At 45.0% G+C, this 22,399-nt stretch carries 15 protein-coding genes; 7 read left to right on the plus strand and 8 right to left on the minus strand.

Annotated features, from left to right (window positions below):
* Positions 1-31 precede the first annotated feature (31 nt).
* On the minus strand, positions 32-1,021 hold the full coding sequence (locus HGH47_RS10530) for a hypothetical protein (RefSeq protein ID WP_212564644.1): 990 nt from the start codon (positions 1,019-1,021) through the stop codon (positions 32-34).
* A 132-nt stretch (positions 1,022-1,153) separates the two neighbouring features.
* Here HGH47_RS10530 and HGH47_RS10535 point away from each other — a divergent pair, with 132 nt between their 5' ends.
* Both HGH47_RS10535 and HGH47_RS10540 read left to right on the plus strand, forming a co-directional pair.
* On the plus strand, positions 1,154-1,930 hold the full coding sequence (locus HGH47_RS10535) for an exodeoxyribonuclease III (protein WP_212566558.1): 777 nt from the start codon (positions 1,154-1,156) through the stop codon (positions 1,928-1,930).
* An 84-nt stretch (positions 1,931-2,014) separates the two neighbouring features.
* Positions 2,015-2,566: a hypothetical protein gene (locus HGH47_RS10540; RefSeq protein WP_212564643.1), complete on the plus strand. Its 552-nt coding sequence runs from the start codon at positions 2,015-2,017 to the stop codon at positions 2,564-2,566.
* Here the strand turns inward: HGH47_RS10540 and HGH47_RS10545 are convergent.
* Genes HGH47_RS10545 through HGH47_RS10560 form a run of 4 tightly spaced genes read right to left on the minus strand, consistent with a single transcriptional unit; the run spans position 2,550 to position 7,207 of the window.
* On the minus strand, positions 2,550-2,963 hold the full coding sequence (locus tag HGH47_RS10545; RefSeq protein ID WP_253675273.1) for a YbaN family protein: 414 nt from the start codon (positions 2,961-2,963) through the stop codon (positions 2,550-2,552). The two genes, HGH47_RS10540 and HGH47_RS10545, sit on opposite strands and share 17 nt — an antisense overlap.
* Before the next feature lie 9 nt (positions 2,964-2,972).
* Complete coding sequence (gene lptB / locus HGH47_RS10550) at positions 2,973-3,737, minus strand: LPS export ABC transporter ATP-binding protein (protein ID WP_212564642.1); 765 nt, start codon at positions 3,735-3,737, stop codon at positions 2,973-2,975.
* The gene (locus tag HGH47_RS10555) at positions 3,734-4,444 is read right to left on the minus strand and encodes an LptA/OstA family protein (protein ID WP_212564641.1); all 711 of its coding nucleotides are present in this window, start codon (positions 4,442-4,444) and stop codon (positions 3,734-3,736) included. Before HGH47_RS10555 ends, lptB begins: the two co-directional genes overlap by 4 nt.
* Positions 4,445-4,501: 57 nt before the next feature.
* The gene (locus HGH47_RS10560; protein ID WP_432912269.1) at positions 4,502-7,207 is read right to left on the minus strand and encodes a heavy metal translocating P-type ATPase; all 2,706 of its coding nucleotides are present in this window, start codon (positions 7,205-7,207) and stop codon (positions 4,502-4,504) included.
* Positions 7,208-7,387: 180 nt separating this feature from the next.
* Here HGH47_RS10560 and HGH47_RS10565 point away from each other — a divergent pair, with 180 nt between their 5' ends.
* Positions 7,388-7,939, plus strand: coding sequence for a hypothetical protein (locus tag HGH47_RS10565; RefSeq protein WP_212566557.1), 552 nt, complete (start codon positions 7,388-7,390; stop codon positions 7,937-7,939).
* A 108-nt stretch (positions 7,940-8,047) separates the two neighbouring features.
* On the opposite strand, the gene ygfK is transcribed toward HGH47_RS10565, so the two are convergent.
* Positions 8,048-11,077 carry a putative selenate reductase subunit YgfK gene (ygfK, locus tag HGH47_RS10570; protein WP_212564639.1) on the minus strand — a complete coding sequence of 1,010 codons (3,030 nt, stop codon included), beginning with the start codon at positions 11,075-11,077 and terminating at the stop codon, positions 8,048-8,050.
* A 288-nt stretch (positions 11,078-11,365) separates the two neighbouring features.
* Positions 11,366-12,691 carry a putative aminohydrolase SsnA gene (gene ssnA, locus HGH47_RS10575; protein ID WP_212564638.1) on the minus strand — a complete coding sequence of 442 codons (1,326 nt, stop codon included), beginning with the start codon at positions 12,689-12,691 and terminating at the stop codon, positions 11,366-11,368.
* A gap of 735 nt (positions 12,692-13,426) precedes the next feature.
* Between ssnA and HGH47_RS10580 the strand changes: the two genes are divergently transcribed.
* The 4 genes from HGH47_RS10580 (at position 13,427) to HGH47_RS10595 (ending at position 20,489) form a co-directional block, all read left to right on the plus strand.
* Positions 13,427-15,511 (plus strand): methyl-accepting chemotaxis protein, encoded by a 2,085-nt coding sequence (locus HGH47_RS10580; protein WP_212564637.1) that lies wholly within the window; start codon positions 13,427-13,429, stop codon positions 15,509-15,511.
* Positions 15,512-16,206: 695 nt separating this feature from the next.
* Entirely contained in the window at positions 16,207-17,904 is a 1,698-nt protein-coding gene (locus HGH47_RS10585; protein WP_212564636.1) for a WD40 repeat domain-containing protein, read from the plus strand.
* Complete coding sequence (locus HGH47_RS10590; RefSeq protein ID WP_212564635.1) at positions 17,901-18,344, plus strand: hypothetical protein; 444 nt, start codon at positions 17,901-17,903, stop codon at positions 18,342-18,344. Before HGH47_RS10585 ends, HGH47_RS10590 begins: the two co-directional genes overlap by 4 nt.
* A 138-nt stretch (positions 18,345-18,482) precedes the next feature.
* Positions 18,483-20,489 (plus strand): hypothetical protein, encoded by a 2,007-nt coding sequence (locus HGH47_RS10595; protein WP_212564634.1) that lies wholly within the window; start codon positions 18,483-18,485, stop codon positions 20,487-20,489.
* On the opposite strand, the gene HGH47_RS10600 is transcribed toward HGH47_RS10595, so the two are convergent.
* Complete coding sequence (locus HGH47_RS10600) at positions 20,388-21,968, minus strand: ATP-binding protein (protein ID WP_230974286.1); 1,581 nt, start codon at positions 21,966-21,968, stop codon at positions 20,388-20,390. The genes HGH47_RS10595 and HGH47_RS10600 overlap by 102 nt on opposite strands.
* Positions 21,969-22,399: the final 431 nt, after the last annotated feature.

The raw sequence follows: 22,399 nt of genomic DNA on the forward strand, positions 1-22,399 counted from the left end.
TTCGCAAAATTACCAGCCTATATTATTCTGCTTACTCGGTTCCAAGGTTGTCTACGCTGTAATCGTACACCGTCCAAATGTCATCGCGGGAGGCAAGGTTATAGGTAAAGCGCTTCTTTTCGCGAAAGCTGGTGTAATCGAACCATTCGATAACCGTAACCTCCGCTTCAGTCGTGCTGTAAGTTGTCCGCTCAACAGTAAACTCTACCGGAATCATTGCGATGTCTTTATCGGTACGCGACTGCATAAGATCGTGCTTATAAGTGTCGATCATACTGATACGTCCAGCTTCTGCTTCCGCTTTATATCTGCGGCTCCGTATCGGATCGCGGGCAATCATGCGTTCAATATCAAGATATAGGAAGAATTGATCCCACTGCGATTTTTGGCGGGCAGTCAGCATATAGCTGATAACCTTGTCGGGGGAGATCGGCTGAGGCTGAAGCACTTCCCGTGAAACAGAGGCGATCGGAACTGCTCCAAGGGCAGCAGCCGAAGGAGAAGGCTTTATTTCAAGTCCGAGCCTATTGGAAGATACATGAGCTTCGGAGGTATCGCTTAAACGTTTTAATTCGGGATAAAAATCGGCAGAGAGCATATATGCGCCCGGACTTTCAATCGTAATATAATCTTTTACATTCTCAACAAAGGCATACGTTTCCCCGGTCTCTATCGTAATTTCTCGGAAATAAATCTGCTGATTGGTATTCCGTTTCCGAATCCACGGCTCAGTATGGGCAAGGCTTTTGTTTTTGGTATTTAATACCGAAAAATCAATGCTAAACATACGATCATTTGCCAGTTTAAACCGCAACGGTTTGCTCCCTTTATTGGTAATGGAAACCTTTACAAAAATAGGTTCCGTTCCATCGTTTCCGGGATAATATACGCGACGATCGTAAAATCGGATTGCAACATCCGCATCAAAAGATTTGCTTTCAGTGTCCGTTTCGGCGGCAAAACACCATACTCCGAATAAAACGGCGGCGACTACTATTGAGACTATTTTCTTTGCTGACATATTCCTCTTCCTTAACGGCATTGCATATCTACGATGCCCTCTTACGCTTATATCGGCAGTTTAATCCATTCTCTTTATGTCGAATTGACGTACCGCATTGCATATTTTACGATTTTATGGCATATACCGATTATGACTTCAATTATTTCATGGAACGTAAATGGCATTCGCGCCGCACAAAAAAAAGGTTTTTTGGAATGGCTTTATACCGAAAATCCTGACATACTGTGTTTACAGGAAACAAAAGCTCGTAAAGAGCAGCTGACTTCGGAACTGATCAACCCTGTTTGGAAAGAGGGAGTTTATAAAACATACTGGCAGGCAGCCAAAAAACCGGGCTATTCGGGAACTGCCGTATTCTGCAAAAAAGAACCGCTCAATATCCGTACGATGAACATTTCTGCTTTTGACGATGAAGGACGAGTGCTTGTAGCCGATTTCGAAACGGTATCGGTTATTTCCGCCTATTTTCCCAATTCTCAAGAAGGAGGAGCGCGGCTCGGCTATAAGCTCGACTTCTGCGCCGCAATGCTTGAGTTTTGTAATGCACTGAAAAAGGAAGGGCGGCATATTGTACTGTGCGGAGACTACAATATCGCTCATACCCCTATAGATCTTGCCAACCCAAAGGCAAACGAGCAAAACCCCGGTTATCTGCCCGAAGAGCGGGCATGGATGGATACCTTTACGCAGGCGGGATATACCGATACCTTCCGACATTTTTGCGCGGAACCTCACCAATATACGTGGTGGAGCTATCGTTTCCACGCCCGCGAGAAAAATATCGGATGGAGAATAGACTATCACTGTGTAGACAACGCCTTTTTACCGAACATCTGCGAATCATCAATTAAAGCGGATGTACTCGGTTCCGACCATTGCCCTATTAAGTTGGTGTATAAAGAATAAATCGCTCGTTTTGGGGAAAGCTTTCCGTATAAACCACTGTAACCATACCTTGACATTTTTTGTGTCATTATTATGATACAACACATGAAAATTTTATTAACTTTTTTTTATCTGAGTGCCGCTACTCTTCTATTCGGTGGTGAAAGCACTGTGTTATATCGCCAAATAGTCAATGTTAAGGCTCTTTCCAACGGTGCAGAAAAAACAATCTATAGCACCATAGACAAAGAAACAGCTGAAAACCGAGTAATGCTGATTGTAACCGCCCTTCCGTCAGGGGACATTGAAATACGATCCGATAAGTTCAAACTGGGAAAAATGCCGTTCTCTTCATTTTTTCAATTTATTATTCCTCATGAGGAAATAATACAAAATGCAGACGGCGCATACATTATTGACGGTCTTACCGGAATTTATAAGGTTGCGATGTCAAAACCTCAGGCATTCTTGACGGGAACACTCAGTCACGAATACTGTGACCTTACCTTGGCGGTAGACGGTATGGGGAAAAAGCTCTCCATGCAACTCTCTTCCGTAAGGGGCCAAGCGTTCGATAATTCCGATAATGGCAATAAAGAAGACAAAATCTCACAAAATGAGGAGAATACATCCGATTCTTCTACTGCTCAGAACTAATAGCCGCTACTCCTTCCGGTGCCTTTTTTTTCGTCGGGTCGGAAGCGGTTTTTATTTTAAAAATAAATACATAATATTTTATGCATATCAGCAATATGATGATAATACGAGCATAGATATTATTTGAAAAATAAAACCCTGCAATCAGCATTGAAGAAGCGAAGCTTAAAATAACTATTTTGCTTTTGAGCGTCATCGAGCGGGTTTCATTAAATCTTTGAACATGATTTCGATAGAGCTTAGTAGAAAGCAGCCATTGATGCAGACGCTCTGAACCTTTTGCAAAACAAAAGACCGACACAATTACAAAGGGGGTCGTCGGCAAAATAGGCAAAGCCACACCAAGTACACCGAGTCCTAAAAAAAGGAAACCGGCTATAATCCAAATATATTTCATAGTATCTCCCTACATCCTAAATTCTTCACCGAGATAGACCTTTCGTGCAATCTCGGATTCCAAAATGATATCACGCGATCCTTGTTCGACAATTTCGCCCTTATTGATAATATAAGCGCGATCGGTAATTTCCAAGGTATCGCGGACATTGTGATCGGTAATAAGCACTCCGATATTTTGACGGGCAAGCAGTCTGATAATCAGCTTAATGTCGTGTACGGCAATCGGATCAATACCGGCAAAGGGTTCGTCGAGCAATAAAAACTTCGGCTCGATAGCTAGCGCCCGTGCAATTTCGGTACGTCGCCGCTCTCCTCCCGACAAGGTGTAGGCAGGTTGTTTCCGATTGGCAGTGATTCCGAATTCTTCTAATAACGAATCAAGTTTTTGCTTCCGTTCCGCACGGCTTAAATCTTTTCGTGTTTCCAAAATAGCATCGATATTTTGCTCGACGGAAAGTTTACGGAATACCGAAGCTTCCTGCGGCAAATACGATATACCGATACGGGCGCGCTTATACATCGGAAGATCGGTAATGCACCGGTCATCAAGGTAAATACCGCCGGAATTCGGCGTATAAAAACCGACAATCATATAAAAACTCGTCGTTTTTCCCGCGCCATTCGGACCGAGCAATCCGACAACTTCTCCCTGCGCCATAGAAAAACTAACATCACGAACAGCTCGTTTTTTACGAAATGATTTGTTCAAACCTTCCGCGCGCAAGATACTTTTAGAAATGCCGGAATTCACAGAATACTGAAAGTCACTCATGGCGTTTTTGTTTCTTCCTTTGCAGCAATATCTCCCTCTGGAGGAGTTTCCGTTTTTTTTGTTTCTTTTTTTTCTTCTTTTTCTTCGGTAACCGAACCGCTCACCTTGCCCTCAAGCTTAATATCCTCAGTATCAAGATTGACTGAAATCCGAGCAGCCTTAAATTCATCTTTGCCCTTTTTAACCGTAGGCTTTCCTGTTAATTCAAGCATAGAGGTGTTCCTGTTATAAACGGCAAAAAGCGAATCACAGGCAATATCCTTACTCTTTAATTTTACAGCCATTTGTAAAAGGATAATTTCGGTTTTTTGATTATATTCGATACGTTCGGCGGCTGTTTCAACCTTATTTTTGGTATCCTCGACCTTTGCTTGCCCCATAAACTCAGCAACTTCCGTTTCCCGATCATAAGAGAGTGATGCGGCTGAAAACGTAAAGCCTTTTTCGGCATCTTCGCCCGTTACACTCCCGCTCGCTTTGATATACCGGTAATCTTTACCGTAGAGCTCAATACGCTCACCGTAAATATTGAGGGAATCTACGCTGACTTTTGCATTACCGGTCAGCGAGGTTGCGTTTTTCCCTTTTTCGCCGGATCCCTGCATTTTATCGGCAGAGAAGGTAATTTTCACCGGCGCTGCCGACAAAAATGAAACAATCAAGAAGAAATAGACAAAAGCGCACAGCAACGGTCGGAATCTATGCATAGCGAAGCGATGAGGAATGATATACACCGTACTTATCAATAATTCGGCTATACTTTTTTAATGTGAGCCGGTTACCGAATAGCCTGCATCGGTTACGGCAGCTTTGAGCGCATCGATTGTTACGGTATCGGGATAGGTAACAGAGGCAGTCTTTGTTTCCAAATCGACTTTTGCCGATACCCCTTCGATAGCGTTCAATGCTTTTTCAACCCGAGCAGAGCAATGCCCGCACGACATCCCTTCAATGGTTAACGTAATATTTTTCATATTGGTATTCTCCTTATGAGTTATATTTTCCTGTTTCATCGGCAATTCAGATTCCGTTTTAGCTTCCGGTTCGGCTACAGAGCAGATGAAGCTATCGGTTCGTACACTGCACACAGTAGGCTTTGCATCATCAAGCTTTTCACCGACAGAAGCAACACAGCAGTATTGCATATTGCCGACATCCTGCGCAATGTATTTCGGACGGAATCTGTTCAACCGTAATGCATTGGTAACTACCGTCACCGAACTGAAGCTCATTGCGGCGGCGGCGAACATGGGACTCAGCTTGAGTCCGAACAGAGTATAAAAGAGACCTGCCGCAAGCGGAATACACAGCGAATTGTAAAAGAGCGCCCAGAACAGGTTTTGCTTAATGGTACGCATAACAGCCTTGCTGAGCTGAATTGCAGTAACCGCCGTTTCGAGGCTGTTATTCATCAGAACGATATCCGCGCTTTCGATAGCGATATCCGTGCCGCCGCCGATTGCGATACCGACATCCGCAGCAGTCAGTGCAGGCGCGTCGTTAATACCGTCGCCGATAAAAGCCGGTGAAAACCCTTTCGAGCGATAATATTCGACTTTTGCTTTTTTGTCCTGCGGCAACAGTTCCGCTACGACATCTCCGATACCGACAATCTTTTGAATAGCCTCTGCCGTCCGTTGATTATCCCCTGTGAGCATAACGGTATGGATGCCCATTTCGTGGAAATCGTGAATGGCTCGAATACTGCCTTGCTTCACCGGATCGGCGACGGCGATGAGTCCGACACATTCATTCCCTATTGTAACCAGCAACGGAGAAGCGCCTTTTTCGGCAGCTTCCGTAAGCCTCGCCTGAATCGCTTCCGATACCGGAATGCCTAATTCGCTGCAGAGCTTCATATTTCCGGCGCCGATTCTTACATTTCTGATCGATGAGATTCCGTTAAGTTCATCGACTATAGCAGTGCCGTAAATTCCTTTTCCATGCACTGCCACAAAACCGCTCACTTTAAACGGCGACAGTTTTTTTTCTTCTGCAGCTTTGATAATTGCATGAGCAAGCGGATGTTCGGATAAATGTTCAAGACTATAGGCAATCCACAAAATATCATTGTCGGTGTACTGGTCGGAAAACACTTCAATGTGCTGCAATGTCGGCTTTCCTTCCGTAATGGTTCCCGTCTTATCGAGCAGAACAGCAGTAACGCGATGAGCAAGCTCCAGCCCTTCCGCTGAACGGATGAGAATACCGAGCTGCGCGCCCTTACCGGTACCCGCCATAATCGCAGTCGGCGTTGCAAGTCCGAGTGCACAGGGACAGGAAATAACCAGCACGGAAATAGCGGTCGAAAGAGCGAACTCAAAAGAAGCGCCTGCGATAAGCCAGCCGATAAAGGCTGTAAGTGAAATCAGCATAACAATCGGTACAAAGTAACCGCTGATCACATCAGCAAGCTTTGCAACCGGCGCCTTTGACGAGGCGGCTTCTTCGACGAGCGCAATAATCCTCGCCAAAGTTGTATCATTTCCTACTTTATCGGCACGGAAGATAAAGCTGCCCGATATATTATGCGAGGCGCTAATCACCGAATCCCCAACCGTTTTTTCAACCGGCATACTTTCCCCGGTAACAGCCGATTCGTCAAGCGATGTACTTCCGTCTATTATAGTGCCGTCAACGGGCAGCGTTTGTCCCGGGCGGATAACGATTGCGTCGCCAACCGCAATATTTTCTACCGGAATTTCAATTTCGATCCCATTCCGTAATACTTGCGCTGTTCGGGGTCGAAGCTGAATCAATTTTTCCAGCGCTTCTGAAGTTTTCTTTTTTGCCCGTGCCTCTAAAAATTTTCCCAAAGAAATCAGCGTTAAAATCATCGCCGAGGATTCAAAATAGAGATCCTTCATATAGAGCTGCACAACATCTAATTGCCCATGCCCTAAGCCGTATCCGATCCGGTATAGCGCAAAAACTCCGTAGATAACCGCAGCGCCGGAACCGACAGCGATAAGGCTGTTCATATTAGGTGCACGGTGGAATAGACTTGTAAGCCCGTTGGTAAAAAAGCGGCGATTTAATACCAGAACCGGCAGCGTGAGCAGAAATTGTGTAAAGACAAAGATGAGGGCATTTTCAGTTCCTGCAAAAAAAGACGGAAGCGGCAACCTGAGCATCCGCCCCATCGACACATACATCAACGGAATCAGAAAGAAAAGCGAAAAGACAAATTGTTTTTTTTCGGCATCGGCGATTTCCGAATCAGCCTGTGGAGCAGACGGACGCGCCGTATTGTCTTCGGCAAGCGGGAAGGCTCCGTAGCCGATTTTTTCTATGGTTTGTATAATGGTATGCGGATTAACGGTATCGGGATTATACTTGACAGCCATCCGCTTTGTTAGAAGATTTACCTGCGCCGTCTCTACGCCGACAAGACGGCCGACAGCTTTTTCCACATTTGCGGAGCAGGCGGCACAGCTCATACCGGTAACGGTAAAATAGTGCGTTTGCATACCGCTAGTATAGTAGAATACGGTGGTAAAGGCAATGCTTATTCTTGACCTTGTTCTTACCCTCGTGGTACACTTTTTTCAATCAGGAAACAACTAAAAGGAGATCTATGTATGAAAAAACTGAAGCTAAAGAGTTTATTAGTATTCCGTTATGCAACACCGGTAGTGACAGCTCTTGTCATGTTGTTTACGTTGCACGGCTGTTTTTTGTTTGACGGAATGATCGTACCGTCAGAACCGGTTCCTGAAAGATCTCTTTCCGTAGGTGATAGAGTGGGCAACAAAACGATCGTGTGGGAAAATACAGGTAGAGGATCGTGGCGATTTCTTGCAATGGGAACCCCTTCCGAGCCGATGCCGTGGGATTTGAACAGCTCACGTCATATAAGCACAAAGAACATAGGCTCAAATATGGGAGACGGAAAAGAAAACAGCATTTTCTTAAAACGCGAATTTGAATCGAACGATTCTAAACTGCATACTGCAAAAAATTCTGCAGTTATATACTGTATTGAGCGGGGTGGTTGGCTCCCCTCACGAGATGAGGCTGAAAAAATAGCTCAATTTACCAGCAAAGATTTTTGGACATCTCACTGTGAGGCAAGTAGCAAGGCCTTTTATTATAGCCCCCTTCAGAAAGGATTGCAATCAAAATGGCGGAACGATCGCGAGCAGGTTGTTGCGATCCCTGTATATTACCTTGATGCACAGGGGAATATAACGGAACCGTAAACAAAGGCAACCGCATCTTTCGATACGGTTGCCTTTTAATTTTTTTCACCTCGTTATCAGCTGTGCTGATGAGGTATTTCTAAAAACCAATCAGTTTTTTAAAATACTCTACAGTAAATACGCGTACTGCGTCTTTACCGCATTGATAATCTGCAAGAGTTCTTTGGGAAGAGCGGTTTCCGTTGCAAGCGTGATGTCGCGGACTTCTCCGGAGAGCCGCACTCTGCATCGGCTGTGCGCATCATCAAGATAGAGGAAGCCTTCATTTGTGCTGTCAAGGAAATCTTTTTCCGAGTGGAACAGCGTGAATTTATCTTTGTACGGGGCGCTCTCGTAGGGGCAGAATGTCGCGCAGTTGCCGCACTCGTTACACATACCGTCCACGTGAATAATCTGCTTCATACGCATACCGGGTACCGTGAGCGCAAGGTTCGCACGGTTCGGGCACACATCGACGCAAGATTCGCAAACAGTCGAGCATTCCAAACAGCGGACACTTTCTTTTGCAACGCCGTCGGAGGCGGCAAGGTTCATCGGCATTAAAATTGCCCGCTTTGAATACGCCGATGCGGTAACGGGGTTGTAGTTCAGCGATGTAAACTGAGCCGTCCACGCCTGCGCCTTTACCGAGTCGATAATCGCCTTTGCCGCTTTGGTTGCATTGGCAATAGCTTGTACAACCGTGGCAGGCCCTGCGGCGCAATCCCCGATGACATATACATTTTTCACATTCGTTTCAAACGTAGCGGGATTGTATTGCGCTCTTCCTTTTCCGTCCAGCGCAATGCCGGATTCCGCAAAGAGATCGGTGTCGATTTTTTCACCGATAGATGCGATTACGGTGTCGGCGGGGATGTCTACAAACTCGCCCGACGGTACCGGTTTTTGCCGACCGTCTGCGCCCCGTTCACCGAGCTTCATCTTTTCGCAGCGCAAAATTCCGTTTTCATATGAAACAGGCGCAAGCAGTTCTTTAAATTCAACCCCGTCTTCCAAGGCGAGTTCCAATTCTTCCGCATCGGCAGGCATAAACTGCTTGGTTCTGCGGTATACGATAAAGGAATGTTCAACACCCTTCGTGCGCTTTGCAACGCGGGCTGCATCCATCGCGGTGTTTCCCGCACCGAGGATCACGACGTTTTTCCCCAGCTTGAGCGTTTCGGGCGCTTGCTTCGCCTGCTCAAGGAATTCGATAACATTTGCCGCCGCGCCTTTTTCTAACAGTAGCGCACTCTGCTTCCACGCGCCGATAGCAAACACAACATGGGTAAAACCCTGTTTTTTCAGCCCTTCAACGGAACGCTGTTCGCTGTTATATATGAAGGAAGCGCCGAAGGAGGAGGCCAGTTCAACATCCTGCCCGATCGACGCGGCAGGGATTCTGAACTCAGGGATGACGTACTGAACGATACCGCCGGCGCGCGCTTTCTTTTCAAACACGGTAACGTCCGCTCCGTCGCGGGTTAAGAAATAGGCGGCTGCAAGACCGGCAGGACCGGCTCCGATAACGGCAACCTTTGCTCCGTTTTTCTGCGCCGGTTTTTGCGCCTTTATGTTTTGTTTCAAAGTTTCGATGGCATGGCGCGCCGCTTCGAGTTTAACGGCACGGATATGCACATGATCTTCATAGAAATTGCGCGTACAGCCGGTCATACAGCGGTGATTACAGATCGTACCGGTGATGAACGGCAGAGGGTTTTTATCAGTGATAACACGGAGCGCTTCTTCGTATTTTTGCTCGCCGGTCAGTCTGATATAGGCAGGGATATCCTGATTGATAGGACAGCCGGAAATACAGGGAGCGGCAAAGCAGTCGGCAAGCGGCACCTTTGCAGGAATCTTGAGGAACGCTTCGGGCTTAACCGATTTGCGATTGCGTGGGTTTTCAACGACGGCATTTGAAAGGCGGCGCAGTTTTTCAACATCGATGGAGAAATCCTTGTTAAACGGCTTTGCTGTCAACTCGCCGACCAGCTGCTGACAACGCGCATATCCGCCCGGTTTCAAAATCGTTGTTGCAATCGTAATGGGGCAAATCCCCGTTTCATAAATATCGGCAATATTAAAATAATCCGCACCGCCCGAATAGGAAATACGGAGTTTTCCGTTAAAGACTTCCGAGAGCTTCAGCGCAACGGCGATGGACAGCGGGAACAGCGACCGCCCCGACATATACATTTCCTGTCCGGGCAGCTCCCCGCGGGCAATGTCTACGGGGAAGGTATTGGTAATCTTAACCCCGAACATCAGTCCGCGCTTATCAGACTCCTGCAGCAAACGCTCAAGCATGGGTACCGCATCGCTGAACTGTAAGTCATCTTTAAAGTGATGATCGTCAAACTGAACGTACTCATAGCCCATCTTGTTCATACGGTCGCGGGCAAACTCGTAGCCGAGCAGCGTGGGGTTACACTTGATATAGGTATGGAGATGTTTTTCCGTGATGAGGTACATCGCGATGCGTTCGATTTCGGCAGGCGGACAGCCGTGCAAGGTGGAAAGCGTAATCGAGGTACACACCTGCGTCGGCAAGCTGCGGAGAAATGCTTCCGACACGGATGGGAACAAATCGGTATGGCTTAAAAGGTAGTCGGTACATTCCTTCCACACCGGCGTATTCGAGGCGTTTCGCATTCCTTCGATAAAGGCGTCAACTTTCGGGGTCTTAATCCCTTCAAGATCGTAGCCGACGCTCATGTTAAAGATAAAACCGTCGGGGCTGCCGAGACCGTATTCCTGCGAAATCACTTTAAGCGCAAACCAGGCCTTTACGTATTCGTCAAAAGCCTGCGGTACGCGCAGCTCGGTTGACCATTCGACATTGTAACATTCGTCCGCCGCATTGATACACGGCTTCGCAACCGGCAGGTCTTCTCCGTCTAACTTTTGCACAGTCTTTAGCTCGAAGAACCGGCAGCCCGCAGCATACGCAGCAACGATATTTTGCGCCAACTGTGTGTGTGGCCCCGCAGCCGGCCCGAGCGGATTTTCAAACCGCTGCCCGAATAGCTCCAGATAGCGTTTGGAATCGGCGCGGTACAGTTTTTTAACACCGAAAATCGTCCCCTCGGTTTGATACTCCGTTTTAATCCATTCCATCAAATTCTTGAATGGTATCGGGTTCATTCTATCACTCATACCCTATTTTCTCCCTTGTATCATCATAAATTCGATACAATTGCAGTCCGTATAACTGCTCCGTTTACCTCTAAAAACTTCAGTTTTTAGAGGTTTTCCTTAAGCTTATTTGCGATGTTTTAATTTAAGTTACTGTACTATAAGGACTTAAATTAAAACTCGCCGGGCATATCTAAAAATCTAACCGAGTTTTTAGATATGCCCAGGTATCCGGCAGATGCATACTCTTGTGAATACCGGCATTTTTAATTATGAATTGATAATTCATAATTAAAAATTATCATAGGTTTACAACCTCTTCCACAGGGCAGCGCTGACTTCCCGCGCTTTGGCAAAGACGGCTTCTTCGTCGGCGACGGTAACAACGCGATCCTTCATCAGCACCTTGCCTGCCGCGATAGTGGTTACCACGCTGCGGCCGTTCATACCGAACAGAATGTGGCCGTTCGCGTTACCGGCATGGAGAGGTGTCAGCGGGTTATAGTCGGTAACGATTACGTCCGCATTCGCTCCCGCTTTCAAGACGCCGAGTTCGCCATCAAAGTACCGCGCGGCAATCTTTACATTATTGGTAAACAGCATTTCGGGGATTTCCGTCCATGCGGCGGTGGCATCGCAGGTGTTGTGCTTGTGCAGAATATTTGCAACCTTGTACGATTCGAGCATATCGCTCGTATATCCGTCCGTACCGAGTCCGATCAAAATGCCGCGTTTAAAGATTTCCAACACCGGCGGACAGCCGACTGCATTACCCATATTCGATTCGGGGTTATGTATAACCATCGTATCGGTTTCTTTCAGTAAATCCATTTCCAAGGGATTGATGTGGATACAGTGTACGGCAAAGGTATGTTTACCGAGGATATCAAAATCGTAGAGGCGCTGCACAATCCGCTTTCCGTGTTTTTGTACCGAATCGAATACATCGGACATACCTTCCGCAACATGGATGTGGTACCCTGCTCCCGCCGGAAGCTGAGAAGCGCAGTATTCGAGTGTTTTATCGGACAGCGTGAATGCGGCATGGAGTCCCATCATCGCTGCTTGCTTGGGATTTTTCTTTTTTTGACAGGCGCGGATAAAGTCGGCATTTTCGGCAACCGCTTTTTTCATCTCAGCCTCGCCGTTCCGGTCTGAAACTTCATAACAAAGGTTCACCCGTAAACCGAGTTCTTCGGCGACATCCGCGAGGGTAAAAAGGCTCCCCGTGGTTTCGCCGTAGCTTGCGTGATGGTCAAAAACCGTCGTTACGCCGTTTTTAATACAGTCAATCAGCGTTGTATACGCGCTGTATTTCGTATCCTCTAAAAGAAGGTTATTATCAAGATGCCACCACAGCCCTTCCAAAATATCCAAGAAATTCTTCGGATTGTAATTTTTTAACGCAACGCCGCGGGCAAAAGCGCTATAGATGTGATGATGCGTGTTAATAAAGGCAGGTATGATGCACCGCTTTTTTGCATCGATATATTCCGCTGCGGGGTACTTTGCCCGCAATTCGGCATCGGCGCCGACTTCTTTGATTGAACTTCCCTCAATGCAAACACAGCCGTTTTCGATAAAAGGCTTGTTCGGATCGCGGGTGATAAGCATACCGTTTCCAACTAATAACATAGAATGATCCCTCCACTTTTTATGTTCGGGTAAACGCATCAGATTTATGTTTTTTCATCCCCGCAGAATAAGTGAGTTCGTCCAACCAGAACTGCCAAGGATAGCATCGCTAAAAAATGTACATCCTTGTACATTTTTTAGCTTCGAGTTTTCCTGATGAAAAACTCGATACTGTTTGGAACCACTGACTTCCTGTCAGTACAGCGATGTTTTGTGCACGCACAAAACTCGCTGTCAATTCGCCCAAGGATGGGCGGGGGATAAGTCAGAAACAAGTTTTGTTCCAAAACTTGTCCTCAACCGATGTACATGGACGTACATCGGTTGAGAGGTACACGGATGTACAACAGTTGAAGATGGTTCAAATGGTCTCACTGCCTCAGTTATTCTGCGAATTTTGATATTAGCTATCTAATGCGTTTACCCTTCTTCCAGAATAAACTGCGCGAAATCTTCTTTTTTTTAAATTTCGCGCAGTTTAAGGAAGGCAACCGCTTGAAATAGTTCCGCTACGGTTGCCATGGATACGCAACACAAAGATATTTGCACTATACTTTAGTATCCCATAGAATTGGATAAAACGCAAGGAAAAACTAAAAATATTTTGGAGAGTCTAAATTTTTTTATGATTAATTATGTTTGTTTTTTAGTTTATAGGCAAATAGGTTCAGGATAAGTGCCGCGGAAATATTGCTCTTGACAATTATCTCCCCTATAGAGATAATAATATCTAATATGAAAAACAGTTATTCGTCTCTTTCCATAAGAGCACAATTATTAATTATGTTGACCATTCCCTTTGCAATCATTGTGTTTTTGCTGTCGTTGGTATGGTTTGTCCAAGCAAAACGGATAATCACCGTAAATGCACAGGAAACGCTTATTGCGGAGAAAAATTACTACTTATCGCTTCTTAATACGTTCGTAACGGAGCGGGCAAGGATATTGGAAACAACCGCCCGTGAAGTTGAGCGGCATCTCGACGATCCTCAGGCGATGTATGACGTAGCCTCTAATATCGACAAAAATTTTCATGAAATTTTATTCGATATATACGCAGGGCTTGAAAACGGTGTATATATCGACTCATCCGACTGGCAGCCGCCCGCGGATTTTATTCCCAAAAAACGGCCATGGTATACGGTTGCGATACGAAATAACAAAACCTCATTTACTGATGTTTATATGGACAGTGTGCGGAATATTCCGATGATCACGATGAGTACGCCGCTTGTTCGAAAAGGTGTTACGGTCGGTGTTCTTGCGACGAATATTAAGATTGATAAACTGCAATCGCTGCTGATGGAGCATGATAGCGGCGGAAAAAGTACCGTATTCATTGTTGATCAAACGGGGCATTTTGTCGTACATCCCGACTATTCGTTTAATGACACAGTCGATAGTATCACCGATAAAAGGTATAAGGCCTTTCTTGGCGATATGCAAAACGATACCGATAAGCTCCTCAGAATTAACGTAGGCAAGGAGTATTATCTTTCTATTCCGCACTATGATTCTCTGACAGGTTGGATATTCTGTATCGCCGTATCGGAACAAAGTATTTTCGCTGATATATATACCATGCGGCTTAAAGCATTTTTGTTCGGTACGGTTGTCTTTTTGATATGTGCAATCGCTGTTTTTATTTCGCTTTCGTATGTTGCTTCTATGTTTAGACAGATAAATAAGGCTCTGGAAAATATAGCGGAAGGTGAAGGTGATTTAACCGTCAGTTTGTCTGTCCATACCTCGAAAGAATTTAGCGCTATGTCGTCGTATTTTAACCGGACGATAGAAAAGATAAGAACTTCCATCAGTACGGTAAAAGCGAATACGGATAGTATGAGACAGGTCGGTAGCGAGCTTGCCGGTAACGTAACCCAAACGGCAAGTGCAATTCATGAAATCAATGCAAATATCGTCGGCGTTAAACAGCAATCGTTAACACAAAGTGTAAGTGTTACCGAAACCGCTACAACCGTTGAAGAAATCGTTAAAACAATCAAACAGCTCAATGGTAGTATTGAAGCGCAAGCAGGAAGCGTTGCTCAATCTACCGCTTCGATAGAACAGATGGTCGCAAATATTGCTTCTATCACACAGATATTAAATAAAACTTCCGATTCCATCAAAGACCTTGTAACAGCTACGAACGCCGGTAAAGAAACCATTGTAACATCGAACGGCGTAACGCAAAAACTTGCCGAAGAATCAGGTTCGTTAATGGAAGCGTCCAGCGTTATTCAACATATTGCCTCACAAACAAATTTACTTGCAATGAATGCGGCTATTGAGGCAGCCCATGCAGGAGAGGCGGGGAAAGGCTTTGCCGTCGTTGCCGATGAAATCAGAAAACTTGCTGAAGAATCTTCCGTTCAGGGAAAAACGATAACGGCAACGCTTAAAATGTTAAGCGGTGAAATTGAAACGCTTTCGGATTCTTCTAAAACGGTTGAGGGCAAGTTTAATGCTATTTTCAATTTGGCGGATCAGGTAAAGGACATGAGTAATCGGCTTACCGAAGCAATGCGCGAACAGGAAAAGGGCAGCAAAGAAGTGCTGACTGCTATCAAAAATATCAATATGGTTACAATGGAAGTACAGGCCGGTTCCGAAGAAATGCTCAAAGGCGGAGAAAGCGTTACGCGAGAAATGCACAAACTCGACAACTTAACGCATATTATCACAAATAGTATGAACGAGATGGCTTCCGGTACCGAACAAATCAATAATGCCGTTCATGAAGTGGATGAAATCAGCCAGAAAAATAAGAAAAGTATTGAGATGTTGGCGGAAGAAGTTTCCAAATTCAAAGTTTAAAACCAAGTAGGGGATATCAGGGGCATTACCCATTATTTTTTCTCTTGCATTATCTCATTTTTAGCCCTATAATTATAAATATGCCGAGCCGACACACCGCATATCCACAGTCAAAACCGCCTCTCACCAAAGCACAAAATATACTCTCCGTAAGCCTTTTGCAAATAGACGGTATAGATGCTAGGAGCGCACAAAAAACACCCGCAGGCACGGTAAACAATATACGTCCTTGTACATTGTTTACCTACACGTTTGCAATGCAAACGTGCTACTGCATAGAACCACCGCCGTCCGTGGCGGTTCTGATACGTCGAGGACTGTTTGCAGTAGCGGCATGGACGCCGCTTGTATTAACCAGTAGTGAGTTTCGTCTGTATGCGAAACTCACAGTCAAAACTATACAAGGATGTATAGTTTTGGCGATGCGACAACGCAGATATGCTGCATATTTGCAAAAGGGGCTTGACACGCCTATAACCAACAGCAAAATTTCACAGCTCACAGCTCACAGCTCACAGCTCACAGCTCACAGCTCACAGCTCACAGCTCACAGCTCACAGCTCACAGCTCACAGCTCACAGCTCACAGCTCACAGCTCACAGCTCACAGCTCACAGCTCACAGCTCACAGCGTAAATTATATTATATAAAGTTTTTGTTATTCCGCGCGGCACGTTTTCATTGCCGATGTTGTCTATGAAATGCGCCGCTTTACGTTTCCACTTTGTATTTTTCTGCTGTCTTTTTTTCTGCTACACGGCATTACCGGCGCAGATCGTTACGCTGCAGCAGCCTGTTACTTCACTTTCTGTAAATACCGATGACACTAGTTTAGCTGTATCTGATGCCGCTTCGATTTCAACATATAACACATCCGGCTATACGCTGATATCCAGCATGCACGATGCAGATATTAACCGGAATCTTTTTTACCAAGAACAAAACGGTGAGCTTTTAATCGCCATGACCCATGCAGGAAAATTTATGCTGTACCGCCCATCCTCCGGCGATAAGAAAGTATACGGCAAAACCGAAGAATATATGCTAACCGACTACGGGGATGGAAAAACGATCAGCTGCAATGCTTTCAGCAAAAATACGAATTACAGTGCAGCTGCGTTTACGGACTTTTCAATTCAAATTCATTTTAAATTACGTTTTATACAAGATATGATTACGAGGACGGTAGAAGGGCATCAATCGGAAATATACGGACTCGAATTCAGCAATGATGAAAAATACCTTGCTTCTATTGATAAAGACGGAACAGCCTATATATGGAATTGTTCCAATTACAAGCAAGCAGCGCGTATCGATAATATATATACAAAATCGGAGATACCGGTTTATTTTACGGCTGACAGTTTATCCGTTATCAGTCCGGAAGATAGCACATCTTTAAGAATTTCCGACTTACAGGGACAAAAGGTTACGAGCATCAATACCGGTAAAACAATCCGAGCCCTTCTCCCGTTATCCGAGTCCGATACCGTTGCTGTTTTAAATGATAAAAATGAAATCGTTATCTATAGTATTCGGTTGCAAAAGTCTGTCGGACTTATGCGGCTGCCTGAAACGGAAACATCCGATATCACCGCCTTCGATTTTTGCCATACCGAAAACGCGGCATTTGTAGGCTGTGCAAGCGGTGCGGTATACAAACTGAAACTTGAAGAACAACAAAAATCGGGGGATAAAACACAGGGAAGTGAGTCGCATAGCGCCGCTTCCGGTGATCCTAAGGCGCCGGAAGTACCGCAAAACCAAGACGGTCAAGCGGTTCAAGAAAAGCCTGCACAGAAGTCACAGCCTGCAGCAGAAGAAGAGCCGGAAACGAACAAACCGTTTAAACCTTCGCTTAAAAATGAGAAAAGTCATTTCCTTACTATTTCTACATTTATGGGCTTTTTACAACCGGAAAAGACAAATTTTCGGTTCCTTTTTGGGGCTGATGTTGCATATCGAAATACGCACTTTACCGCACCGGTGTATGTCGGCGTAGGGCTACGTGCTCAGATGGCGCTTCCTAAACGGCCTTTCCCCGTTCAGTATGAAGATTTTAACGGTAAAAGGATTGCGTCTCCGTTTTTATGGATGGGGGAGTTATATATTCCTGTCGGAATAGAAGTAGTGTTAGACCGCCGCGGCTATGCCGTTTTGTTTGAAGAAATTGCGCTTATGGCACGGTTAAGTGCACTTGCCCGCCCGAAAGTTACCGCTTCCAAACCGTTTTTTTCATACGGGGGAAGATTGACAACCGGTATCAGTGTAAAATTTTTTACGTTTGCTGTGGCGTTAAATTATGATTCACTTTGGAAGTTGTTTCCGGAAATCAGTATAGGCGGCAGAATCGATTTTAAAAGCGGTTCTAAGACCAAAGGAGCCGATCTATGATGCAACGGTCTATTTCTCTTGCAGCAGTACTCGGTATTGTTCTCTTTGTTCTGTCTTGTAAAACACCTCAGGATGTGCTCAACGATTACAACAAACATTTTGAAAAAACACCTGCCGTTACGCAAGATATTCTTGACGCCGGTAATGCCCGCCTGATGCTGCAAGAACTCTATAAAGTTGATATTGAGCATACGCTCGTACTGACTGCACCCCTCGGCTGCGAAAGCTATACATGGAGTATTACCGATGTCGGCAAGCAAACGTCACATATAACACAGTCGGGCATACGTCTGAATGTGTATATTCCGGACACTAAATTGCATGCAGCAGTGCTCAAAACAGACGGTCAAAGCCGTATATATGATGTAACACTGACGGTAATGTATAAAGGAAAGGTCTATTCCGATACCGCCGTTTTAGTTTTGTATGCAGCAGACTGAAAGGCAGTCTGATTATGTAAATCTAAGGAAAACCTCTAAAAGCTGAGGTTTTTAGAGATTCCTATATAAGGAAAGAACATCTCGCAAAATAGCATTGTGCTGAGATGTCCTATTTTCAATCTTGATAAGGAGGTTTGTATGAGATTGAAAAACAGATATGTAGCTGTACTGGCAGTTTTAACATTGTTCATTGTTGGATGTTCGCATAATTTAGTCGGACGGATGTCGGGAGACGGCAACGCTGAAAGCACTGTAACTTTTTCCGTTACGGATATACCGCCGAATTATGCTAAAATGATTCAGCAAGCACAAAATCCTGCTTCCCGCAGTATTTATCCGCATAATCCCTACACTCTTGGCACATCGGGGCTTACGTTTATTCTTACCGGAACATCAAATGCAGGAGATTCTTTATCCGAAACCATTACACTTACCGGTAGCGGTCCCTACACCTTTACCAAGCCGCTTGGCGCATACGTATGGGATTTAACTCTGACTACGTATAAAGGCCCTGCCACCGATAACATAAAAGTATTAGTAGGACACTGCACAATAGATTTGACAACAACTAACGGAACAGCAACTTTTAAGATGTCGACCAAAGGTCTTACAACACCGGGAACAGTAAAAATAAGCGGGACGGTAAAAGATCCTGATTCTCTTTGTACCTATTATGAGATGGGAATTTACAATGCATATTCGGGAAAATTGATTACTGAATATACCCCGGTAGGAGCGTCAACCCCCACTACTGTTGATACTGTAAAAACAGAATCGAGCATTACCCATAGCGGTACTCCGGTTACCTTTGATTTCTCGTATGAGAAAAGCCCTGCGGTAACGCTGAATGCCGGCGTTTATGACTATCGTATGGTTTTCTATAAGGGCACACCCGGCAATTATACCATTATCGGTTCATGGGGGGATGTGCTTATTGTAAATCCGGGACATGATCTTGTGGAAAATGTTGGAGAAATCGATCCTCTCAACAAAAAACCGGAACCTCCAAGCAATTTACGGGCATATCTTGTAAATAACAGCGAAGATACGGAGGGTCGGTATTTTTACACAAAACTTACATGGGATAAAGGTAAATACGAAACGAACTATGAGCTGCGGCTTACTCCCTATAGCGGCGATCCTCTTACAGCAGGTACCCCCGTTATTTACGGCTTTAAGTCAACATATACAACGCCGCCTGCTAACTTAGAAGAGTTTGTAACATCAGATATATACCATTCCGGAAACCTCATATATGGGAGCGAAGAATGTACGCTCAAACTTGAACTCGGCAAAGTATATGATGTGGAAATACGCGCGCACAACTATCTGGGAGAAGCCCCTGCAACTCCGACATGGGTAACAAGAGAAACAAGTGGCGGTACAACTCCTCCGAATTGTGTTTTATTTGACGGAACGATGGGTCCGCATATCAGCAGATATCGCATTACCTATAATCTGAACGGAGGGGAACTTATTCTTAACGGTCAGCCGACCAATAAACCTATACAGGGTACATATTCAGAGTATCATTCCTATACGGGAGCTGCGGTATCGTTAATGACGATTGATTCGACTCCTTCTCCTCTTCCTCCTACCGCAACAGGTAATTATCTTACAAGAGGAGCGGTAGCATTCACCGGATGGGGCAAAATTCCAAGTGCTCCGCCATATAATCCGACACCGCTTACAACGTATAACGGATACGAGAATATAATTGCTACAGCATCATACGGACACTCGTTTAACGGCACCGTGGATCTCGAAACATTGACAGAGATGGATGCAGGCAATATTATTTTTGAGCACGGAGGTCCCTCTTTGAATCCGTTGACCCCTGTAATTCCTGATGCAAGTTTTAATGTCGATATTCCTAAAAAAACAGGAAGTGATTACACATGGGTTAAAATTTCGTTTAAAACGCCTGCCATTCCTGCAACGGAAGAGTATAGCAATATGCAGTGCACGCTGTACCTTGGAAACGGCTTATATATTAATAAGCAAGACCTTAGCAGCGATCCTACCGGTAAATTCTGTATCTTTTCAACGCAGGAGCATATTCCGCAAAAAATTACCTTGCAGGTAAAAGCGACAAATAAGGCTCATCAAATTGTTGGAAAAACATTCTATATCAATTTGCACTAATCTAACCCTTTTCCGATAAGGGTACACGGGGAACTGCCGAATGCGGCGGTTCCCCTTTTTTATTCGTGCGGAGGGGTTAATATCCCGATGCTGCCGTGTTGGAGTATATTGATTACATTTCTGCAGAGTTTCCAGCGGCTGTACCGGCGGCGATTCATGCGTTAGATAGTCCTTGATACGGAATAAGGTATACAGCGGAAGGCTCCACACACGGGTAGAGCCAATCACATTACTACCCACATTTTTAAGAGACGTTTTAATCGCTGTCTTAGGTTCGTATCGGGAACAAAACAGCTGGAGGCTTTTTGCTTTGGTATTATCCGCAGACTTTACTTCAATAGGGACGACGGCGCCTGCATAATCGGTTAAGAAATCAAGTTCCGCATCAGCCTTTGTCCGCCAAAAATAACTTTCTATGCCCAGACACTTTAGCTGAGTAAGGCAGTAGTTTTCGGTCAGTGCACCTTTGAAATGTATATAAGCGGAATCTCCTTCAAGAATGGTTTTAAAATGGATGTTCGATTTTTTACGGAGTAATCCGACATCGGCCATATATACCTTAAAATAGGTGTTATCCGCCATTCCCGATAAGGGGAGTTCCGGCGTTGGCGTCATATTCAGTTTATAGGCAATGCCTGCGTTTACCAACCATTCAAGTGCGTCTTCAAGGTCTTTTGAGCGCGCGCTTTTTTTTACGCGGGAAAAAATGAACTTGTTGTTATCCCGCGCTATTTGCGAAGGAATCGCCTCCCAAATAAGCCGTATTTTTGTTGCCGTTTCTGCGGTCGTATGCTTGCCGAAATCTTCCGCATAGCCTTTTAAAATTTGTTCTTGTATTTCTTCTACTTGACGGTAATCATGCGTGTCAATCCACGTTTGCACGGCTTCCGGCATTCCGCCGACGATGTAGTAGTTTTTCAGATATTTTTCCATCGGAACCGTATAAAGTGCAGGCAGCTCACAGTCAAGCTCATATTTTCCGATACCGTCTATATATTTCGACCCGCCGTCTGCAATGACAAATTCTTCAAAACTCATCGGATACATTTCAAGCCGGTCGACCTTACCTACCGGAAACGATATCCCTTCTTTACGCAGCGCGACTCCCAGCAGCGAACCCGCTGCTATAATGTGCAGCTCCGGCTTTTCCTCGTAAAAGTATTTAAGCGTCTGTATTGCCCGCGGACAATCTTGAATCTCATCGAAGATGATCAGTGTTTTTTCGGGGAGAATTTTATGTCCGTACACGGCGGTTCCAAGCTCATCGATGATTCTTTCAACATTAAAATCGAAATCAAAGATTGACTGTAAGCCCATATTTCCATCAAAATTAAAGTATGCCGTTTCTTCAAATGCCCTTTTACCGAATTCACGGATAAGGTACGTTTTACCGCACTGCCGGACACCGGTCATCAGCAGGGGTTTACGGTTTTTCTTATTCTTCCAGTTGATTAGTTGATGTAATATCGTACGTTCCATAAATACGGCGCCTCTCAGTCAAAGATAGCGTTTTTCGACCGAATATTCAATAGATATCTGCGTTTTTCGACTGAATATATGGTACACATATGCGTTTTTCGACCGAATAAATGTATTTTTATTGCATTATTAAACCGAATAAGTGCGGTATATACGAAGACGTTGCAGATGGTCTAGCTGAAGGTAAATCCCTTGCATTTTCCCGTTTTTGCTTCTATAATAATCCCTATGTCGAGCTGTAGAACCGAGTTACCACTGTATAAAAAATCTCTTTCCAAACTGCAGATACTTTTGTCAGGGCAACAGTCTACCGTAAGCCTTTTGAAAAGAGGCGGCGTAGATGCTAGGAGCGCACAAAAAACACCCGCAGGCACGGTAAACAATATACGTCCTTGTACATTGTTTACCTACACGTTTGCAATGCAAACGTG

This window comes from Treponema sp. OMZ 805 (assembly GCF_050937395.1).
Taxonomy (GTDB): domain Bacteria; phylum Spirochaetota; class Spirochaetia; order Treponematales; family Treponemataceae; genus Treponema.